This window comes from Halorubrum vacuolatum (assembly GCF_900188065.1).
GTDB classification, from domain to species: Archaea; Halobacteriota; Halobacteria; order Halobacteriales; family Haloferacaceae; genus Halorubrum; species Halorubrum vacuolatum.
This window is the reverse complement of sequence record NZ_FZNQ01000003.1, coordinates 78,850-96,766: the sequence shown is the minus strand read 5'-3', so window position 1 is coordinate 96,766 and position 17,917 is coordinate 78,850. Positions and strand designations below refer to the sequence as shown.

Below are 17,917 nucleotides of genomic sequence, written 5' to 3'. Positions count from 1 at the left end.
GACGGGGCCATGACCGAGCGAGTGTAGCGAGCGAAGGAAGTGGACACGTCGGGACTCTCGTGTACCTCGATCAGGGAAAGACAGCGACCTCACGGGTCGATCAAGGAGGGGACCGAAACATCGAACGACGGGGAATCGAGGGTGTGTCCGACCGCGAACGGAAACGGCTCGGGCTCACTCGTCGGATTCGTAGTGTTCACCGGCCGCCGACGGCATCCGTGTTCGTCCGACGAAGGTGAGCACGATGACGACGGCGACGTAGGGGATGATCCCGACGAGCGTCGAGGAGACCTCGAAGCCGGCGATCTGCTGGAGTTGCAGCTGGAGGGCGTCCAGCGCGGCGAAGAGGAACGAGGCGAGAAACGCCCCGATCGGATTGTAGTTGCCGATCAGGTACGCGGTGAGCCCGATCCAGCCCCGACCATCGACCATCGTATCGCCGCTCCCGACGAACTGCCCCGTGTTGAGCGCGAGCCCGGCGCCGCCGATCCCGCAGTAGACCCCGGAGAGCAGGACGCCCGCATACCGGATTCGCCGGACGTCGACCCCCGCGGTGTCGAGGCTCTTGGGGTCCTCGCCGCTCGCTTCGACCCACTTACCGAACGTCGTTCGGTTGAGCAGATACCACGAGAAGGGGACGGCGAGCACGAGCAGGAAGACCGGAAGGGTCGCGCTGAACAGCGGGCCGACCGTCGGGAGATCGGCTAACACCGGCACCTCCCAAACCGGGAACGTGCCGACGCTCGGGCTGTTGGTCCGGTCCCAGATGATGATGCTCGCGAACGGCGCGAAGCCGAGCGCGATCAGCCAGATGGCGAGCCCGGCGATGATCTGATCCGCCTTGAAATCGATACAGACGGTCGCAAAGAGCAACGCGACGAGCGTGCTGGCGAGGACCGCAAGCAGGAACGCGACCCAGATGTTCGCTCCCACCGGCGTCGCCGAGAGCCCCCAGAGGGCGGCCACGGCGCTGAACGCCCCGATGATGAGCAGCCCTTCGAGCCCGATGTTGATCACGCCGGTCTTTTCGGCGAAGATCCCACCCATGGCGGCGAAGGCGATCGGCACGGTGAACCGGAACACTGCGGCGAAATAAGAGGCGCTGATGACGCCGGCGACGTCGCCGAGAAGCGCTCGGCCGCCATCAATGACGAATCCGACGAGCAGCAACCCGAAGAGGATCGCCCCGATGGCCAATCCCTGCCGTCGGGTGACCGTCGGACGGTTCATACGTTCTCCCCCCCGTCGGTCGCGAGCGGGTCGCTGCCGTAGCCGTATCGTTTACCGATCATCCGGAAGAACTCCGGCATCGCGATGAAGAGGATGATGAGTCCCCGAAGCACCTCGACGAGCTCCGGCGGGACGCCGAGCGTGAGGTTGAGCGCGACGCTGCCGCTTTGCATCGCTCCGAACAGCACCGCGGCGGGGATCACGCCGATCGGGTTGTTTCCGGCGAGGATCGAGACGGCGATCCCGTCGAACCCAAGCGGGGGGATCCCGTCCTGCCAGCGATACTGGACCATCAGTACGTAGATCGAACCGGCGATCCCCCCGAGCGCCCCAGAGAGGGTCATGCTCGTGACGATGTTCCGTTTGGCGTTGACGCCGCCGTACTCCGCCGCCGCCTCCTGGAGCCCACTCGTCCGGAGTTCGTAGCCCAGTATCGTCCGGTCATAGAGGACGTAGATGCCGATCGCGGCCGCGAGCGCGGCGAGGAGCGCCCACAGGGAGAATCGCGTTCCCCCGATCGTCGGGGAGAGTTGGGCGACGTCCGGAATCGTGTGCGTCAAGACAGAGTCGGACTCGAGGTTTCCGACGTGGTTCTGGACGAGCCAGAACGCGATCCCCATCGCGATGAAGTTCAACATGATCGTCGTGATCACCTCGTGGGCGTCGGCGTAGGCCTTCATCAGCCCGGGGAGCATCCCCCACAGCCCGCCGATAACCGCGCCGACGACGACGCCGGCCGGGATGACGATGAGCGCGCCGAGCAGGCTTTCCGGAACCAACTCGCCCAACCAGAGGGCGGTCAGCGCCGCGCCGAGCGCGCCGAGGATCATCTGACCCTGTGTCCCGATGTTGAACAGCCCCGCACGGAACGCCACGGCGACCGAGAGTCCGGTAAACAACAACAGCGTCGTCTCTTGGAGCGTCCGCCCCAGTGCGGTAAGCGACCCGAATGAACCGGTGATCATCGTCCAATAGACCTCAAACGGATTGTAACAGGCGCCACCGACGCCCGGAAGAGAAAGGAACGGATCCGGGCAGTCGACGATCAGCCCGGAGACGAAAACGAGGACGGCCCCGACGATGATGGCAAAGACGAGCGCCGCGAGGCTGATCTGGAGCCGTTCGAGTACCGAGGCATCCACCAGCCGATCGAGGGTCGCCTCGACGCGATCGCGTCCGGCACTCATGGCTCCGTCCGTACGCGTGCCGACTCGACGTCGAGGCCGGTCGGTCGTTCACCCGCCATCAGGAGCCCCAGGTCCTCGTCGGTGACGTCCTCGGGGCGCACCACGGCGACGAGTTGGCCGTCGTGGATGACGCCGAGACGGTCCGACAGCTGGGTAACCTCATCGAGCTTCGAGGAGACGAGCAGGGTGGCTTTGCCGTCGGAGCGCAACTCGAGGAGCCGTTCGTGAATGAACTCGATGCTGCCGATGTCGACCCCGCGGGTCGGCTGTGCGGCGATGACCAGCGAGGGATCGCGTTCGAACTCCCGACCGACGATGAACTTCTGTTGATTGCCCCCGGACAGCGAGTGGGCCGTCGCGCCCGGATCCGGGGGACGGACATCATATTCCTCGATGACGGTATCGACGTAGCCGTCGATCCGGTCCCAGTCGATCCACAATCCCTCACCGAACGTCGGCAGCCGCTGACAGCCGAGGACGCCGTTTCGACGGAGGTCGTACGCCATCACGAGGCTCCGCTTCTGGCGATCCTCGGCGACGTACGCCATCCCCGCCTCGATCCGTTTCCGTCGCGGAAGGTCGGTCATATCCGCCCCCTCGAACGCCACCGTTCCCGACTCCGGTGACCGAAGCCCGGTTATCGCCTCGATCAGCTCCGACTGGCCGTTCCCATCGACGCCCGCGATCCCGAATATCTCCCCGGCGTGTACGTCGAAGGAGACGCCCTCGACGGCAGGGATGCCACGGTCGTCATCGACGACCATATCCGACACCTGCAGGACCGTGGAGCCACGGTCGGCGGCGGGCTTTTCGATCTCGAGGAGCACGTCCTTGCCGACCATCATCCGTGCGAGGTCCTCGCGGGTCGCCTCGGCTGCAGGGACCGTCCCGACGAGTTTCCCGTCCCTGAGGACGCTGATCTCGTCGGCGGCGTGTAAGGCTTCACCCAGCTTGTGGGTGATGAAGATGATCGTCTTTCCCTGGTCGATCAGCTCCGTTAAGATCTCGTACAGCGCATCGACCTCCTGCGGGGTCAACACCGCTGTCGGCTCGTCCAAGATCAGGATCTCCGCCCCGCGGTACAGCGTTTTTAAGATCTCGACGCGCTGTTGTTCGCCGACGCTTATCTCTTCGATCCGTTCGGTCGGATCGATGTCGAACCCGTACCGTTCGGCCAGCCGTCGGGTCTCCTCGACCGCCGTCCGTTCGTCGGTCAACAGCCCGCCGAACCGCGTCGGTTCGTTCCCGAGCACGACGTTTTCGGCGACGGTCATCGTGTCGACGAGCATGAAGTGTTGATGGATCATCCCGATCCCGGCGTCCATCGCATCCCCCGGATCCTCGAAGGACATGGGTTCGCCGCCGATCCGGATCGTCCCCTCCGTCGGTTCATAGAGCCCATAGAGGACGTTCATCAGCGTCGTCTTTCCCGCGCCGTTCTCGCCGATCAACGCGTGGATCGTCCCCCGATCCACGGAGAAGTCGACGTCGTCGTTCGCTACGACGCCCGGGAACCGCTTGGTGACACCCTCGAGTCGGACCGCCGGCGCGCCGCCGTTGCGAGCCGCAACGTCCCTCGTGGCCGGGGCGTGGCGTTCGGGGTCGCCCGGATCGGTGCTCTCCCCCATCGAAGGTTAGAGGTCGTCGAGCGTGTCCGGGACGTCGATGTCGCCGTCGATGATCGCCTGCCGTGACGCCTCGAGCTCGTCGACGATCTCCGCGGGGAGGTCGTCCTCGAAGTCCTGCCCGATTATCGCGCCGACGCCGTCCTCTTCGAGGCCGAGGTCGTTGATCTGGCCGCCCTCGAACTCGTCATTGACGATGGCTTCCACCGACTCATACACCGCCGTGTCGACGCGTTTGATCATACTCGCGACGATCACGTCGCTGAACGCGGCGGCGCTGCGTGACTGATCGTCGTCGACGCCGATCGCGTACCGGCCGGCCGATTGGGCGGCCTCGAAGACGCCGCCGCCCGTGCCGCCGGCGGCGTGATAAACGACGTCGGCCCCGTCGTCGTACATGCTGCTGGCGATCTCCTGTCCGGTCGTCGGGTCGTTCCAACTTCCGGCGTACGACGAGGGTGTCTCGATATCGGCGTCGGCGTGCTGTGCCCCCGCGATGTAGCCCGCCTCGAACCGTTCGATCAACGCGATTTCCTCGCCGCCGACGAATCCGACGGTCGACTCATCGGGATCGGTTGCACCGCCACCGTGGCCGTACTCCATCCCGGTCAACAGGCCCGCCAAGTAACCGACCTGGAACGAGCCTTCGTGTTCACGGAAGAGGTAGTTCGCGACGTTGTCGGCCTCGACAACGGCGTCGACGAGGACGAAGCTCGTGTCGGCGAACTCCGCGGCGTTCGCCTCCAGATCCGCCTCGTGATCGAACCCGATACAGACGACCGCGTCGATGTTGTCGTCGCCCGCGAACTGTCGCTGCATCTCGTCCATGTCCGCCGGGGCGTCCGGCTCGGCGTTTTGAAACGAGATGCCGAAGTCCGATTCGGCCTCCTGTATCCCCTGGTGGGCCATGTCGTTGAACGACTCGTCGCCGAGCCCGCCGGTCGAGTAGATCATGCCGACGCTCAGCGAGTCGTCGCCGTCATCGTCGTCGCCGGCACAACCCGCCGTTGCGATGAGGCTTCCCGTTCCTGCAGCCGCCAAAAACGTCCGTCTATCCATGTATAGACGTGGTTGAGCCGACACACATCAGATTTGCGGTTGTTCAGCGGCGTCCGTTCATCGATGGAACGGCGCCCCCTCAGGCGTCGGTCGGCGAGGGCAGCCGGAGGTCCGCGAAGTCCGCCAAGTCGCCGACGCCGGTGACGATGGAGACCTCCTCGGTGACCGGGACGCCGACACAGGAGAGTCGGGCGTTCGCCGTGCGGATCTGGTCGTCCGAAAGTATCGACTGGCTCGGCATCGCGACGTCGCCGTCGACCACGATCACCGCACAGTTCGAACAGGCCCCGGCACGGCAGGCGTAGGGCCAGTCGCGGCCGCCGCGCTCCGCGGCTTCGAGGATCGACTCGTCGGGTTGGACGAGGAACCGCCCGAATTCCGGCAGTTCGAGATCGGCGGCGGCCGCCTTCTCGAAGAGGTCCGGGTCCTCGATCGACCAGTCCCGTTCCCGGAGCACGTCATAAGAGAGGTGATACACCGTCGACGGCTCGTTCGTCACGAGCGGGCGGGCGGCACTCCCCGCATACCGCGAGATGACGTCGGCCGCCTCCGGGACCGGACGGTCCGAGAGCGAGTCGAACCAGTCGCGAACGGTGTCAGATGAGAGGCTCGACAGCTCGGCGATCCCGTCGATGTCGACCCCTTCCAGGACGGCGATCGCGGAGACGAGGCTCGGGGAGTCGATCGCGTCCAGATCCGCGCGAACCGCCTCGGGCTCGCGACCCTGCCAGTCGGCGATCGATTCGACCGTCTCCCCCCGGTCGACGGCGACCGCGGCGGTGAGCGCCATCGTCGCCTCCTTCCCCTCGACTGCTTCGAGCCACTCGTGGAGCCGATCGACGTCAGTGTGTTCGAGTCCCGTCATGGGCGAACATTCCGCCGGGGACGGCAAGGAAGCCGTCCCTACCTCGTTAGGGATGGACGGATATTCGTCGCCCGTCCGATCCAGACCCACCATCGACGCCGTACTAAAAGAGACGAACCGAGCCCGCATTCGTCGCCTCGGAGGGAACGAAAACGGGAGTAAAGAGTTTTCCCGCGGGGTAGCAACCGAAGGGACATGAGCAGTCACGAGTACGACGTCGTCGTCGCCGGCGCGGGAACCGCCGGCTGTTATGCGGCCGCGACGATCGCCCGGGAGGGCCTCGACGTCGTCGTCGTCGAACGCAAGGACGCCGAGGAGGCCGGCCACATCGCCTGTGGGGACGCGCTGAAGGGGGCGGACGCGTTCCCGGAGGCGATCCCGAAATCGCGGCTCGAACCCGCGTTCACCAACACCGACGTCGACCACGGCCGCTTCGAGATCCCCAAAGAGGACACGGTGCTCGAAATTCCGGTCCCCGGCGAACTCGCCGTCATCGACCGATGGAAGTACGGCCGGCAGATCATCGCGGGAGCCGAGGACGCCGGCGTGGCGTTTCACTACGACACGGTGATCAACGACGTGATTCAGGACGACGACGGGCGAGTGACCGGGCTCAAAGCCTCCCGCCGCGGCGAACCTCGACGATACAAGGCCGACATCGTGATCGACGGGGCGGGCTCGCTCTCGCTGTTACAGGACAAAGCCGACTTCGAGGGGACGACCTTCGACACCAACGTCCGCTACTCGCAGTTCTGTTCGGCCTACCGCGAGATCGTCGACGTCCCGGAGCCCGTCGAGTGGGACGACGCGCTCGTGTTCAAACCGACGGAACGGGCCGCCGGCTACCTCTGGTACTTCCCGCGAACCAGCACGGAGATCAACGCCGGGCTCGGCTTCCAGATGAACGAGGAGCCGATGAAGCTCGTCGAGTCGCTCAAACGCGACCTCCGAAACCGGCCGGAGTTCGCGGGCGCGGAGGTCCGCGACAAACTCGGCGCGGCGCTCCCGACCAGACGGCCCTACGACTCCGCGGTCGCGCCCGGCTACATGGCCGTCGGCGACGCCGCGGGCCACGTCAACCCGACGACCGGCGGCGGCATCGCGGGCGCCGCCTACGCCGGCAAGTATGCCGGCGAGCAGGCGATAAAAGCGGTAAGCGACGGCGACGTCTCCGAGGAGAACCTCTGGCGGTACAACGAGCGCGTGATGGATCACTTCGGCGGCCGCTACGCCGGGCTCGACGTCTATAACGTCCTCTCGACGGCAGTCGACGTCGACGACCTGATGGGGTTGCTCGCGGCGCTTCCGGGCGAGAAGCTCGCGGAGGCGCTGTATGAGGGATCGACGTCGATGTCGTTCAGTTTGAAGGTGAAGTGTGCGATCAGCAGCTTCGGCTACTGGCGGACCATCCGTGATTTCTACCGGACGAAGACGCTCGCCGACGAGCTGCTCGCCCACTACGAGGGCTACCCGACGAGCCCCGCCGCGATGGCCAACTGGACGGCCGAACGCGATTCGATCATGGATCGGATCTACGAGACGACCGGCGCGGACCCGAAGTACTGAGCGGCATCCGCTCGAAGTATATTTACAATTCGGGAGGAACGGCTCTGTTGAAATCCTCAAGTGCTGATAGGTTTCTCCTGTCGTGGTGAATATAGAGGGCTGTATTCAGCAAACCCGTACTAGTTGGCATCGGGTATGGGGTAGATGAGGTGAGAAGAAGTGAGCAACAACGATTGGTGTTCTGGATCTAGTGAATCCAGAACAACTTTTCCTGTCACGGAACTGTTGAGAGCTACCCTTGCTATGAATCTTCTTCGCTGGTATTCGGCGAGTCCGGTTTGACCTTCGATAGCCGCATCGCGTTCCCTGTCACGCCCAGACTCATTCCCATGTCACCGACCACGACCGCGTGAATGACCGTTACAACGCCAAAGGGTGCACCGATAGCCAACACAGCCTTGACGCCGAGGCTCGACCAGATATTCTGGCGGATAACGCTGTTCGACTTCTGAGAGAGATGATGCAGGTATGGTAGGCGGGTGAGATCATCACTCATCAGCGCGATGTCGGCGGTTTCGAGTGCAGTATCGGTGCCAGCCGCCCCCATCGCTATTCCAACAGTCGCGGTTGCGAGCGCCGGTGCATCGTTGATTCCATCACCCACCATTGCGACGTGCCCGTGTTCGGCTTCGAGCTGCTGAATCTTCTCTAGTTTCTCGTCGGGTAGCAATTCCGCGTGGTACGCTTCGATTCCGACTTCGTTTGCAATGGCCCGGGCTGTCCCAGTGTTGTCGCCGGTCAGCATGACAACGTGAACGCCCTGCTCTTTGAGTTTGGAGATCGCCCAATTCGCGTTCTCCCGTGGCTCATCCGAAATTGCAATAACACCGTAGAGCCTGTCCTTGCTTCCGACAAGAACGACTGACTTCCCCTCGTCCTCGAAAGTAGAAATCGTTTCACTCACGGAATTGCGCTCGCGCTCATCTACACTTGTATCGAGTGTTGGACTAACGGGCTGACCACCGTCAGTTGCGGTGGTGGTCTCGTCCAGTTCGAAACCGAGGTCGGTGAACAAACTAGGTTTACCCACAAAGTGCGTGTTTCCGTCGAGATCAGCAGAAATTCCTTTGCCGGTAAGGGCCTCGAAATTCTCGACTGTGATCGCGTTACCACTGGCACCGCGTGTTTCGGCGTGATCAATGATCGCTTCGGCAATAGGGTGCTCGCTTCGGCGTTCAAGTGAGCTCGCACATCGCAAGATCTCCTCTTCGCTTACATCGTCGAAGGGGATCACATCAGTGACCGACAGCTCACCTGTGGTCACCGTTCCAGTTTTGTCGACCGCGACGACGTCTGTGTCACCTGCAGCTTCGAGATCGCGGCCAGTTTTGATTAGGACGCCGTTCCGGGCGGCACTGGTGATCCCGGAGACCACGCTGACAGGCGTGGAAATAACGAACGCACACGGACAGGCGATCACGATCAACGCCAAGCCACGGAGGAACCACGTGTTCCACGACGCACCGTACGCGAGCGGAGGGACGATCATCACGACCAGTGCGATCCCGACGACAAGAGGGGTGTAGACGCTTGCGAGGCGATTGACGAACTGCTCCCGTTCGGTTTTCTCACTCTGTACCTCTTCGACCATCCGAATGATCTGCGCAATCGTGGAGTCCGATGATTCACTCGTTATTTCGATTTCGAGGTACCCCTCCTCGTTAATCGTCCCAGCGTACACTTCCTCACCCTTGGCTTTGTCCACAGGGACGCTTTCGCCCGTGATGGGCGCTTGATTCACAGCGCTCGTCCCCTCGATGACGATCCCATCCAGTGGAATTTTTTCACCGGGACGGACGATGACCGTCTCTCCAACAGTAACTTGATTCGCCGGAATCGTCTCTTCTTGCCCGTCACGACGAACTGTCGCCGTATCCGGAGACAACTCCATGAGTTCTCGAAGTGACCCACGAGCACGGTCCATCGAGAACCGTTCGAGTAGCTCTGCAGTACTGAACAGCACTGCGAGCATCGCCCCTTCGAACGCGTGGTGGGTAAGCACTGAACCGATGATCCCCGCGGTCATCAGGAAGTGAATATCGAGACTCCAGTTTCGTGCCGAGTAGTAGCCGTTACGAATGATGGGTGCTCCGGCGAGTGCAGCACTCACGACGAAGAGCACGTGAGATACGTTGAACGTTCGCCCAACGAGTTCGAAGAGGAACGGGTCGGCAGTCGGGACGGCGAAGTTCAATATCATCCCCGCCGTCACGAGGACTCCGCCAACGAGGGTTGCTACCCCTCGCGGACTTTTCCAAATCTCTCGTGGTGTTCCAAACCGGCGTTCTTCGTCGATGGTAGTTGCTTTGTATCCCGCGGAGGCGATGTGGGAGATGATTTCATCCGGGGTGATAGTAGCGTCGTGCGTGATGGTGACCTGCCCGGTCGTTGGTTGGGATTCGATTTCTGTTATCCCTTCAACGTCTTCAAGCGCTTTCTCGACCTTTTGGGCGCACGAGGGGCAATCCATCGCTGGGACGGCCAGTCTCGTCGTCTCATCGCCGATTTCCACGGTGTATCCGGCAGCAGTGATCCGGTCGTGGATGTCTTCATCGGTGAGTGTGTCAGATTGAAACTCTACGACAAGTACTCCAGTTGTAGGTCTCGCATCGATGTTGAGGATGCCATCGAGTTTCTCGATGCTATTTGTGACCTTCCCTACACACGAGGGGCAATCCATCTCTGGGACGTTGAACCGGCGTGTCTCGCACTCAACAGGTCCTACCGGTGAATCCATTAGATTACGGTAGTCCCTCTCCGGGGATAGGCGTTATTTGGTGTGCACCAAATTCACGTGGAGAATTACTCTCACTGATTGGTGCTCAGCGAGTCAAGCGACGAGTCGGCGGCAACGAAGTTAGTCGCTAAGTGCGCTTCCGCCCGTTGTAATCGATACGAGAGTGTTGATTGCGGGATGCTCAGTTCGTTGGCGAGATCGGTAAGTTCGATCTGTCGAGGTGTCTCGTAGTAGCCGTGAGCGACGGCTGCATGTAGTGCTTGCCGTTGCTCTGTGGACAGATCATCGCTTGCCTGAGTAGCGGAACCGCCCGCTCCGGGTTTGTGGTCGGTGAGTCGGAGAAGTTCCATTCCTCCGATGTCGTCAATTTCGGCACGAAGTGCGTCGGCAAACGATCCAATCGGTTCATTCCCCGGAAGGATGATCCGCCACACGTGCCGATTTTCTTCTTGCCGCGTCTCGAAGAGCAGCCCTTCACCGAAGTGTTCTAATGCAAGGTGAGGAACGGAGGTGCAGATATCTGATCGTTCCCACACGCAGTAGATCACCAGTGACTCTTCTGTACGGTCAAGGACCTGTGTTTCGGACGTTGCCTCACAATCTTCGGTCACGAGACAATCTGGAAAGTAATCCGAGGTTTTGTACGCGGTTTCTACGGCATTTAATGCGTCTGGGCTGCCTAGAATATGATCGACGCGCCAGAGATTATCGCTAGTTACGTGGCAGGATAAGGACCGAATGGTCGCATCCGAATACTCAACCAGCGTATCGGCTACAGGGTTCCACCCAGACTGATAATTGAGTTCAAAAATAAGCTCACGCATTGGAGGTCATAGTAGGCCGACCGACTAAAGTACACATAATATTCTTCTCTCCGAAAAGACCCCGAATCGCTTGGTTCCCATTTGGGTCCGCACGTTTGGGTCCCTCTGACTTCACGGACTCCAACATCTGATCAGGCGTTAGAACAAGTGCTGTTCAGTACGTCGCGCAGCACGCGCTCTCTTTAACTACGTCGGGGGATCACTGAATCATTTCCATCCCCTGATTTGTATTTGTGAACTGCGGAGACGCTTAATTGGTTTTTTGAGTATTAGAGATTGGAGACCAGCCTGCTCGGAGAGGAAGTTTTCCCATGCGAGATTGCGCCCTGTATTCAGCACGCAGTTCGTATCAGATCTGGAGGATTTCAACGAAGCCGGAGGAACCAACGGCAAACGCCGCTCAGGGCCGCGTGTCCGCGACGCGGCGGATCGACTCCGCAAGCACGTCGATCCCGAGCGTGAGGTCCGCCTCGTCGACATCGAAGGTGTTCGTGTGGTGCCCGCCCGGGTGATCGGTACCGACGCCGACGTAGCAAGCGAGTCCCCCGTCGTCCTGCACCGCCTGCATGAGGTAGGTCGCGTCCTCCGACCCGCCCAACTCCGCCGTGTCGACGACGTTCGTGACGCCGTCGTGTTCGCCGGCGACGTCGCCGACGATCGCCGCGAGCGCGTCGTCGCTCGTCGCGCTCGGGGCCTCGCCGAGCGTTTCGATGGAGACCGTACAGTCGTGCATCTCCGCGGACGCTCGAAGGACGCGGTCGGCGTGGCGGGACATGTACTCGGCCAGTTCGGTCGACTCCCCGCGGACCTCGCCCTCGATGAACGACTCCTCGGGGATGATGTTGGTCGCGGTCCCGCCGCCGACGAGGCCGGCGTTCACCCGGGTCTGCCCGTCGGCATGCCGGGGGATCGCGTACAGGTTCTGTATCGCGGCGGCCATCGCCTGCACGGTGTTTCGTCCCTGCTCGGGCCGTGCGCCGGCGTGCGCCGGCTCCCCCTCGAACGCCGCGAGGAAGTGTCTGACCGCGAGGAAGCCGTCGATGCCGCAGACGACCTCGCCCGACGGGTGATCGAGGCCGATGTGGACCGCATAGAGGTACTCGACGTCGTCGAGGTGTCCCGACTCCGCCATCGGCTTGCCGCCGGAGACCTGCTCCTCGCTCGGCTGGAAGAACACCTTGAGCGTGCCCGCGAAGTCGGATTCGAGGATCGAATCGATCACGCCGAGGCCGATCGTCGCGTGCGCGTCGTGGCCGCAGGCGTGCATGTAGCCCTCGTTCGCGGAGCGGAAGCCCTCCGCGGCGGGGGCGTGTTCGGCGTCGTCGCTTTCGAGGATGGGGAGCGCGTCGATGTCGACCCGAAACCCGATCACGGGACCGTCCCCGCGTTCGATCACGGCGATACAGCCGGTGTAGCCGCCTTCGAGCCGGTCGAGGACGTCGGGATCGGCGCCGGCCCCCCGGGCCCGGTCGAGCCAGTCGTCCAGCGTTTCCTCGTCGGGAACGTTCAGCCGCTCGTCGGCGGCGAGCGCCGCCGGGCCGACGTGGAGGTCGGTAAGTTCGCGGTCGCGAAGCTCCTCGACGATGCGGGCGGTGGTGTAGAACTCACACCAGGCGGGCTCAGGGTGACGGTGCAGGTCGCGGCGGAACTCGCGATAGCGGTCCGCGTCGAGAACGCTCATACCGGGAGGTCGCGGCCGGCGTGCTTAAAAGGTCGAGTGGCGGGCGAGTTCGCCGGTGGTCGGAGAAGAATCGCTCACTCGCGGCGGTGTCCGAGCGGCTTCTTCCGGTCGATCTCGACCTCCACGTGAATGGAGTCGGGGAAATCGCGTGCGACGACGTCGCGGGCGGCGTCATCGGCGCCGTGGATCTCCATGGTGCGTTTATATACCCGATAGCTCCACGGCGGGAACTCGTCGCCGGCGCGGAGGTTCTTATACAGCGGGACACGGACGGTCTCGGCCGGAGGGGCGTGTGGGCCCTTGCACTCCGCGCCCTTTCGTTCGAGCGTCCGCTTCAGCTCCTGAACGGTCTCCGTGAGGACGTCACGGTCGCCGGAGGCGAACGAGAGTTTCGTAACGAAGGTCATGGGGGATGTCCGGGGATGGACGCCGGAGGAGTAAAAGCGCATCTACCGCGCCGAGGTCCACGCCGACCGCTTCCGCGCGGATCCACCGAGAACGTCCGAGAACCGTACGAATCGACGAGTCCGACACCCTCTTTAGGGGGGGTGGCTTACCTGAGGCCAATGACGGTCGAAGCGGTCAGCGCTGGAGCCATCCTCTTCCGCGACACCCGCGGCGAACGGGAGTACTTACTCCTGAAGAGCCGTCCAGGGGACTGGGAGTTCCCCAAAGGCGGGGTCGAGGGGGACGAGGAGCTCCAGCAAACGGCGATCAGGGAGGTCTCCGAGGAGGCTGGAATCGAAGATTTCCGCCTCATCGACGGCTTCCGCGAGGAGTACGACTACGTGTTCGAGGCGGGCGGAAAGACCATCCACAAGACGGTCCACCTCTTTATCGCCCGCTCGTTCGAGGCGAGCGCGGAGATCTCGAAGGAACATCGCGACCTGCAGTGGCGCGATTACGATCAGGCGATCAACACGATCACCCAGGACGGCCCCCGCGAGATCCTCGAGGAGGCACACGAGTACCTCGACGAGTTGAAGGACGAGGCCACCGGCGAGTACGTCTAAGAGCCCGGGAAGCGGAACCGGGCGCCGATGGATCGGCGCGAACCCCTTTTATTCGACGCCCGATAACGGGTGGCGTGTATCCCGACCACGAGTTCGGCTACGAGCTGCTCGTCTGCCGATACGCCGAGCTGGCGTGGCACCCGAGCGAGGGTCGACGGCCCGCCATCGTCGCCAGACAGCTCGGTACCCGCGACCGCCGCTGGGATACGGTCGTGATCGAGGTCGACCCCGAGGCGTTCGCCCTCCGGCGGGCGTTCGGCGACCGCGGGCTCGATTCGGACCTCCTGCACGTCGTGCGCCACGCCCCGCCGGAGTGGACGTGGTACCGGGACGCCCTCCCGGACCCGGGCTACCCGTGGCGATACGTTCGGCAGGCCGTCCACCGGGCGGCCGGCAGGGGCCTGATCGAGAAACGCCGACGCGGGAACCGGATCGAATGTCGTCGCCTGCGGCCGTACCCGGACTGGGTTCGTCGGATCGTCGCGATCGAGAACAAACCGGATCTCGACCGATCCGCGGCCGACGCGCTCGCGGACCAACTCGGCCACGACGTGGAGACGGCGCTCGCCGACGAGGTGTGGCTCGCGACGAGTGCGACCGGCGAGCGTGTCGAACCGGCGCTGTTGCGGTCGATGCCCGTGGAGGCCGGCGTACTCACGACCGAATTTGCGGGAGGTATCGACGAGGATGCCGCGAGCGTCGCGTGGCATCCGAGCGACATCGCCCCCGCGACCCGCGATCCGGAGACGATCACCCGGCGACTCGTCATTGCCGAGCGAGCCTACGGGAAGGGCTGGCGGTCGTTCCACGAAACGATGCGACCCGACTGTCACGCCTTCGAGTTGCGACGTGCCGGCCGAGGGCTACTCCCGTACTGTACGGCGAAGAAGCGATGTCAGACCGCTCGAGAGTGTTCCGGATCGTGTCCGGAGTTCGCGCCCGAACCACCGACGTGGCGAACCCGCGGCTGGCCGATCGAGGGCGGGCCGGGCAAGGGAATGACCGCACTGTTAGCGCGACGACGAGAGCGAATGCGTGATCGACAGGTGGACGCGCAGGCAGCGGGCGAGCGGTAAGCCGCCGGACAGTCATCCTGCTCGATCGCCCGTGTACAGGAGTGATCTGCCGTCCTAGATCCGTATAAATAACAATAACCCGGTGTTTTATATGTCATTCTTCTAATCGTATGGGAGACCATGACGGAATGGTCAGTGAAAACGAATGACGTTCAAAAAGCGATCAGTCGACAGGCGAACGATCCTTAAAACAACCGGTGCAGGCGTCGGCGGAAGCATCGCAGTCGCCGGCTGTCTCGACTCGAACGGTGACGACGGCGATGACGCCACCGAAGAGATCGAGGAGTGGTTGGACGAGGAGCCCACGAGGCTCGACGCCATAGCCGAGGACGAGATCGAACTGGAGGGCGGCCCCTGGGACGGCGAGGTCGTCGACGAAACGGGTGCGGACGAGGTTTCGATCGACTTCTCGGCACCGCTCGAGGTCGACGGCGAGATGCTCGGTCCGTTCGCCATCGACCCCTGGGCGGTCGACATCTCGCCGGAGGCGACGGTACTGTGGGAGTGGCAGGGCGAACACACCCTCACTTCATACTTCGATCCGCCGCACGAGAACCCCGGAGATGCCGCCGAGGACGAGTTCGAGGTACCGGGCGAAGAAGAGGAACTGACCACTCACGAGCACACCTTCGAGGAGCCCGGCGTCTACCTCTACTACTGTCTCCCGCATGGAACGCCGTATGAGACCGAACAGGGTCCCGCCGGTACCGACGGGGCGAGCAATTGGTTCGGCCATCGAGGGGCGATTCGGGTCGTCGACGACTGATCCGGCAGACACACCCTAGGCGCCGGCAACCATCCAGCACCAGTCACAGACGCCAGCGGCAGCCTCGTCCGCGATCGGAAACGCCTCGCCGCAGTCGTCACAGATGAACGTGTCCTCGGATGGCATCGCTCACAGCGCGCGTTTAAATGTGGGAGTGATCGAAGCCGGTCGCGGAGCGTGACGGGGTGAACGCCCTTAGAACGCGCCGCCGTGGACGCTCACGTCGGCCTGCAGGTCGGCCTTCAACGCGGCGTGGACGTGGCAGATCCCCTCGGCGCGCTCGACGATCTCATCGAAGGTCTCGTCGTCGAGGTCGGCCTCGACGTGGAGGTCGAAGCTGATCGCCGCGAGGTCGTCATCGTCGTCGAGGTCGGCGCTGGCGTCGATCTGTAGCTTGCCGAGGTCGTCCTCGCCGCGCTGGCTCGCGCCGACGCGGAACGCCGGGATGAAACAGGAGGCGTAGGTGGCGACGAGCGCCGCGTTCGGGTTCGGCCCCGTCTCGTCGGTCGCGTCGATCTGGAGGTCGAAGTCGCCGACCTGACTCGTACACGCGTAACCGTCCTCACATACGGTAGTGGTTTGAATGTCCGACATGACGTTCAAATGGTCCGTCGCTGACGGCCTAAAGGTTGCTATCGTGCCTCCGCATCACACGGGAGCAACGAAAGAAGCAGCGTGAGAGGGAGGGATCAGGAATCGAGCGTGTACGTCTCGTCGCCCGCCAGGACGACGACCTCGGCACGGGCGCCGGCGGCTTTCACCTCGCGGACGAACTCGTCGGTGTCGACCTCGATGGGCGGGAACGTGTCGTAGTGCATCGGGAAGACGACGTCCGCGCCGACCCAGTCGGCGGCGATGCCCGCACCTGCCGGTCCCATGGTGAAGTGGTCGCCGATCGGCAGCGCCGCGGCGTCGGGCTCGAGGAAGGGCGCGATCACGTCGACCATCTCCGACATGAGCGCGGTGTCGCCGGCGTGATAGAACGTCGTGCAGTCGGGGTCGGACTCCTGCGTCGGCTTCTTATCGCCGATCACGAAGCCGGCGGGCATCCCCGCGGAGGTGCCGTAGCCGGTGTCGATACCGTTCGAGTGGTCCGCCCGGACCATCGTCACCCAGGCGTCGCCGCACTCGACGGTGCCGCCGATGTTCATCCCCATCCCGCCGACGGCGTCCTCGTGGCCGAAGGTGTCCTGCACGTAGCCCACGAGTTCGGGGGTCGCGACGAGCGTCGCGTCCTCAAAGCGGTTGACGTCCGCGATGTGGTCGGTGTGGCCGTGCGTCAAGAGGAGGTAGTCGGGATCGAGCTCCTCGGGGTCCGTCTCCGTCTTCGGGTTGTCGAAGAAGGGATCGATCAGCAGTTCGGTGTCGCCGACGACGACGTGCCACGTCGAGTGGCCGTACCAAGTGAGCTCCATGATGCGGGCAGTTGTTCTCGACGGGAGCTATTAAATATCGACGCCGCCGTGGCGTTCGCCGCGTCGGGAACCCTTTTTTATCGCCCCGTCTGAGCCACCGCTATGCACCACGTGCGATTCCGTGACCCGGCCGGCGCCGTCCGCGAGGGAACCTACGACCCCGAGACCGAGGCCGTCGCCTTCGCCGGCGAGACGTACGCGCTCGATGACGACGCCATCGACGTGCTCGCACCGACGGAGCCGTCGAAGATCGTCTGTATCGGGCGTAATTACGCCGATCACGCCGCCGAACTCGGCAACGAGGTCCCCGATCGCCCGCTGCTCTTTTTAAAACCCCCGAACACGCTCGCGAGCCACGGCGACACGGTGACCGTCCCGGCCGGAAAGGAGCGGATCGACTGGGAGGCCGAGCTCGCGGTCGTCATCGGCGAGCAGTGTAAGAACGTCGACGCCGCCGACGCGATGGACGTCGTTGCCGGGTTCACCTGCATGAACGACGTCTCGAACCGCGACGACCAGAACGAGGAGCAGAACTGGGTGCGCGGGAAGGCGTTCGACGGCGCGGCACCGCTCGGCCCCGTCATGGCCACCCCCGACGAGGTGCCCGCGGACGCGAGCGTGGAACTCCGCGTGAACGGGGAGACGAAACAGGACGGCCACCGCGGACAATTGATCTTCGACGTGCCGACGCTGATCGAGGAGATCACGACCTACCTGACGCTTGAGGCCGGTGACGTGATCGCGACGGGGACGCCCGAGGGCGTCGGCGCGCTCGCCGACGGCGACACAGTCGAGGTCGACATCGAGGGGATCGGGACGCTCGAACATACGGTTCGTATCCCCGAATAGGCTCCTCACTCCCCGGATCCGCTA

General features: G+C 63.4%; 16 protein-coding genes. 5 read left to right on the top strand and 11 right to left on the bottom strand.

What is annotated here, in order from left to right:
- Positions 1-174: 174 nt before the first annotated feature.
- The 5 genes from CHB65_RS04605 to fer form a co-directional block, all read right to left on the bottom strand.
- Entirely contained in the window at positions 175-1,230 is a 1,056-nt protein-coding gene (locus CHB65_RS04605) for an ABC transporter permease (protein ID WP_089383889.1), read from the bottom strand.
- A complete protein-coding gene (locus tag CHB65_RS04600; RefSeq protein WP_089383888.1) occupies positions 1,227-2,417 on the bottom strand; it encodes an ABC transporter permease in 1,191 nt (396 codons plus the stop codon). Before CHB65_RS04600 ends, CHB65_RS04605 begins: the two co-directional genes overlap by 4 nt.
- A complete protein-coding gene (locus CHB65_RS04595; protein ID WP_089383887.1) occupies positions 2,414-4,045 on the bottom strand; it encodes an ABC transporter ATP-binding protein in 1,632 nt (543 codons plus the stop codon). The genes CHB65_RS04600 and CHB65_RS04595 overlap by 4 nt, the downstream gene beginning before the upstream one ends.
- A 6-nt stretch (positions 4,046-4,051) precedes the next feature.
- Positions 4,052-5,101 carry a BMP family lipoprotein gene (locus tag CHB65_RS04590; protein WP_089383886.1) on the bottom strand — a complete coding sequence of 350 codons (1,050 nt, stop codon included), beginning with the start codon at positions 5,099-5,101 and terminating at the stop codon, positions 4,052-4,054.
- 79 nt (positions 5,102-5,180) lie between these two features.
- On the bottom strand, positions 5,181-5,966 hold the full coding sequence (fer, locus tag CHB65_RS04585) for a ferredoxin Fer (protein WP_089383885.1): 786 nt from the start codon (positions 5,964-5,966) through the stop codon (positions 5,181-5,183).
- Between the two features lie 195 nt (positions 5,967-6,161).
- Here fer and CHB65_RS04580 point away from each other — a divergent pair, with 195 nt between their 5' ends.
- Positions 6,162-7,532, top strand: coding sequence for a geranylgeranyl reductase family protein (locus CHB65_RS04580; RefSeq protein WP_089383884.1), 1,371 nt, complete (start codon positions 6,162-6,164; stop codon positions 7,530-7,532).
- Positions 7,533-7,773: 241 nt separating this feature from the next.
- On the opposite strand, the gene CHB65_RS04575 is transcribed toward CHB65_RS04580, so the two are convergent.
- The 4 genes from CHB65_RS04575 to CHB65_RS04560 form a co-directional block, all read right to left on the bottom strand.
- On the bottom strand, positions 7,774-10,269 hold the full coding sequence (locus CHB65_RS04575; RefSeq protein WP_089383883.1) for a heavy metal translocating P-type ATPase: 2,496 nt from the start codon (positions 10,267-10,269) through the stop codon (positions 7,774-7,776).
- 71 nt (positions 10,270-10,340) lie between these two features.
- Complete coding sequence (locus tag CHB65_RS04570; protein WP_089383882.1) at positions 10,341-11,093, bottom strand: helix-turn-helix domain-containing protein; 753 nt, start codon at positions 11,091-11,093, stop codon at positions 10,341-10,343.
- A gap of 400 nt (positions 11,094-11,493) precedes the next feature.
- Positions 11,494-12,774 carry an amidohydrolase gene (locus tag CHB65_RS04565; protein WP_089383881.1) on the bottom strand — a complete coding sequence of 427 codons (1,281 nt, stop codon included), beginning with the start codon at positions 12,772-12,774 and terminating at the stop codon, positions 11,494-11,496.
- A gap of 74 nt (positions 12,775-12,848) precedes the next feature.
- Positions 12,849-13,181, bottom strand: a complete 333-nt coding sequence (locus tag CHB65_RS04560; RefSeq protein WP_089383880.1) for an uS10/mL48 family ribosomal protein — start codon at positions 13,179-13,181, stop codon at positions 12,849-12,851.
- Positions 13,182-13,340: 159 nt separating this feature from the next.
- Between CHB65_RS04560 and CHB65_RS04555 the strand changes: the two genes are divergently transcribed.
- The 3 genes from CHB65_RS04555 (at position 13,341) to CHB65_RS04545 (ending at position 15,629) form a co-directional block, all read left to right on the top strand.
- Complete coding sequence (locus CHB65_RS04555) at positions 13,341-13,787, top strand: bis(5'-nucleosyl)-tetraphosphatase (protein WP_089383879.1); 447 nt, start codon at positions 13,341-13,343, stop codon at positions 13,785-13,787.
- Positions 13,788-13,861: 74 nt separating this feature from the next.
- The gene (locus tag CHB65_RS04550; RefSeq protein ID WP_089383878.1) at positions 13,862-14,863 is read left to right on the top strand and encodes a DUF5787 family protein; all 1,002 of its coding nucleotides are present in this window, start codon (positions 13,862-13,864) and stop codon (positions 14,861-14,863) included.
- A 145-nt stretch (positions 14,864-15,008) separates the two neighbouring features.
- Complete coding sequence (locus tag CHB65_RS04545; RefSeq protein WP_089383877.1) at positions 15,009-15,629, top strand: cupredoxin domain-containing protein; 621 nt, start codon at positions 15,009-15,011, stop codon at positions 15,627-15,629.
- Between the two features lie 195 nt (positions 15,630-15,824).
- Here the strand turns inward: CHB65_RS04545 and CHB65_RS04540 are convergent, their stop codons facing one another.
- Together CHB65_RS04540 and CHB65_RS04535 are read right to left on the bottom strand one after the other, a co-directional pair.
- Positions 15,825-16,223 (bottom strand): OsmC family protein, encoded by a 399-nt coding sequence (locus tag CHB65_RS04540; RefSeq protein ID WP_089383876.1) that lies wholly within the window; start codon positions 16,221-16,223, stop codon positions 15,825-15,827.
- A 95-nt stretch (positions 16,224-16,318) separates the two neighbouring features.
- The gene (locus CHB65_RS04535; RefSeq protein WP_089383875.1) at positions 16,319-17,044 is read right to left on the bottom strand and encodes a metal-dependent hydrolase; all 726 of its coding nucleotides are present in this window, start codon (positions 17,042-17,044) and stop codon (positions 16,319-16,321) included.
- Positions 17,045-17,146: 102 nt separating this feature from the next.
- Here CHB65_RS04535 and CHB65_RS04530 point away from each other — a divergent pair, with 102 nt between their 5' ends.
- A complete protein-coding gene (locus CHB65_RS04530) occupies positions 17,147-17,893 on the top strand; it encodes a fumarylacetoacetate hydrolase family protein (protein ID WP_089383874.1) in 747 nt (248 codons plus the stop codon).
- The last annotated feature ends 24 nt before the right edge of the window (positions 17,894-17,917 follow it).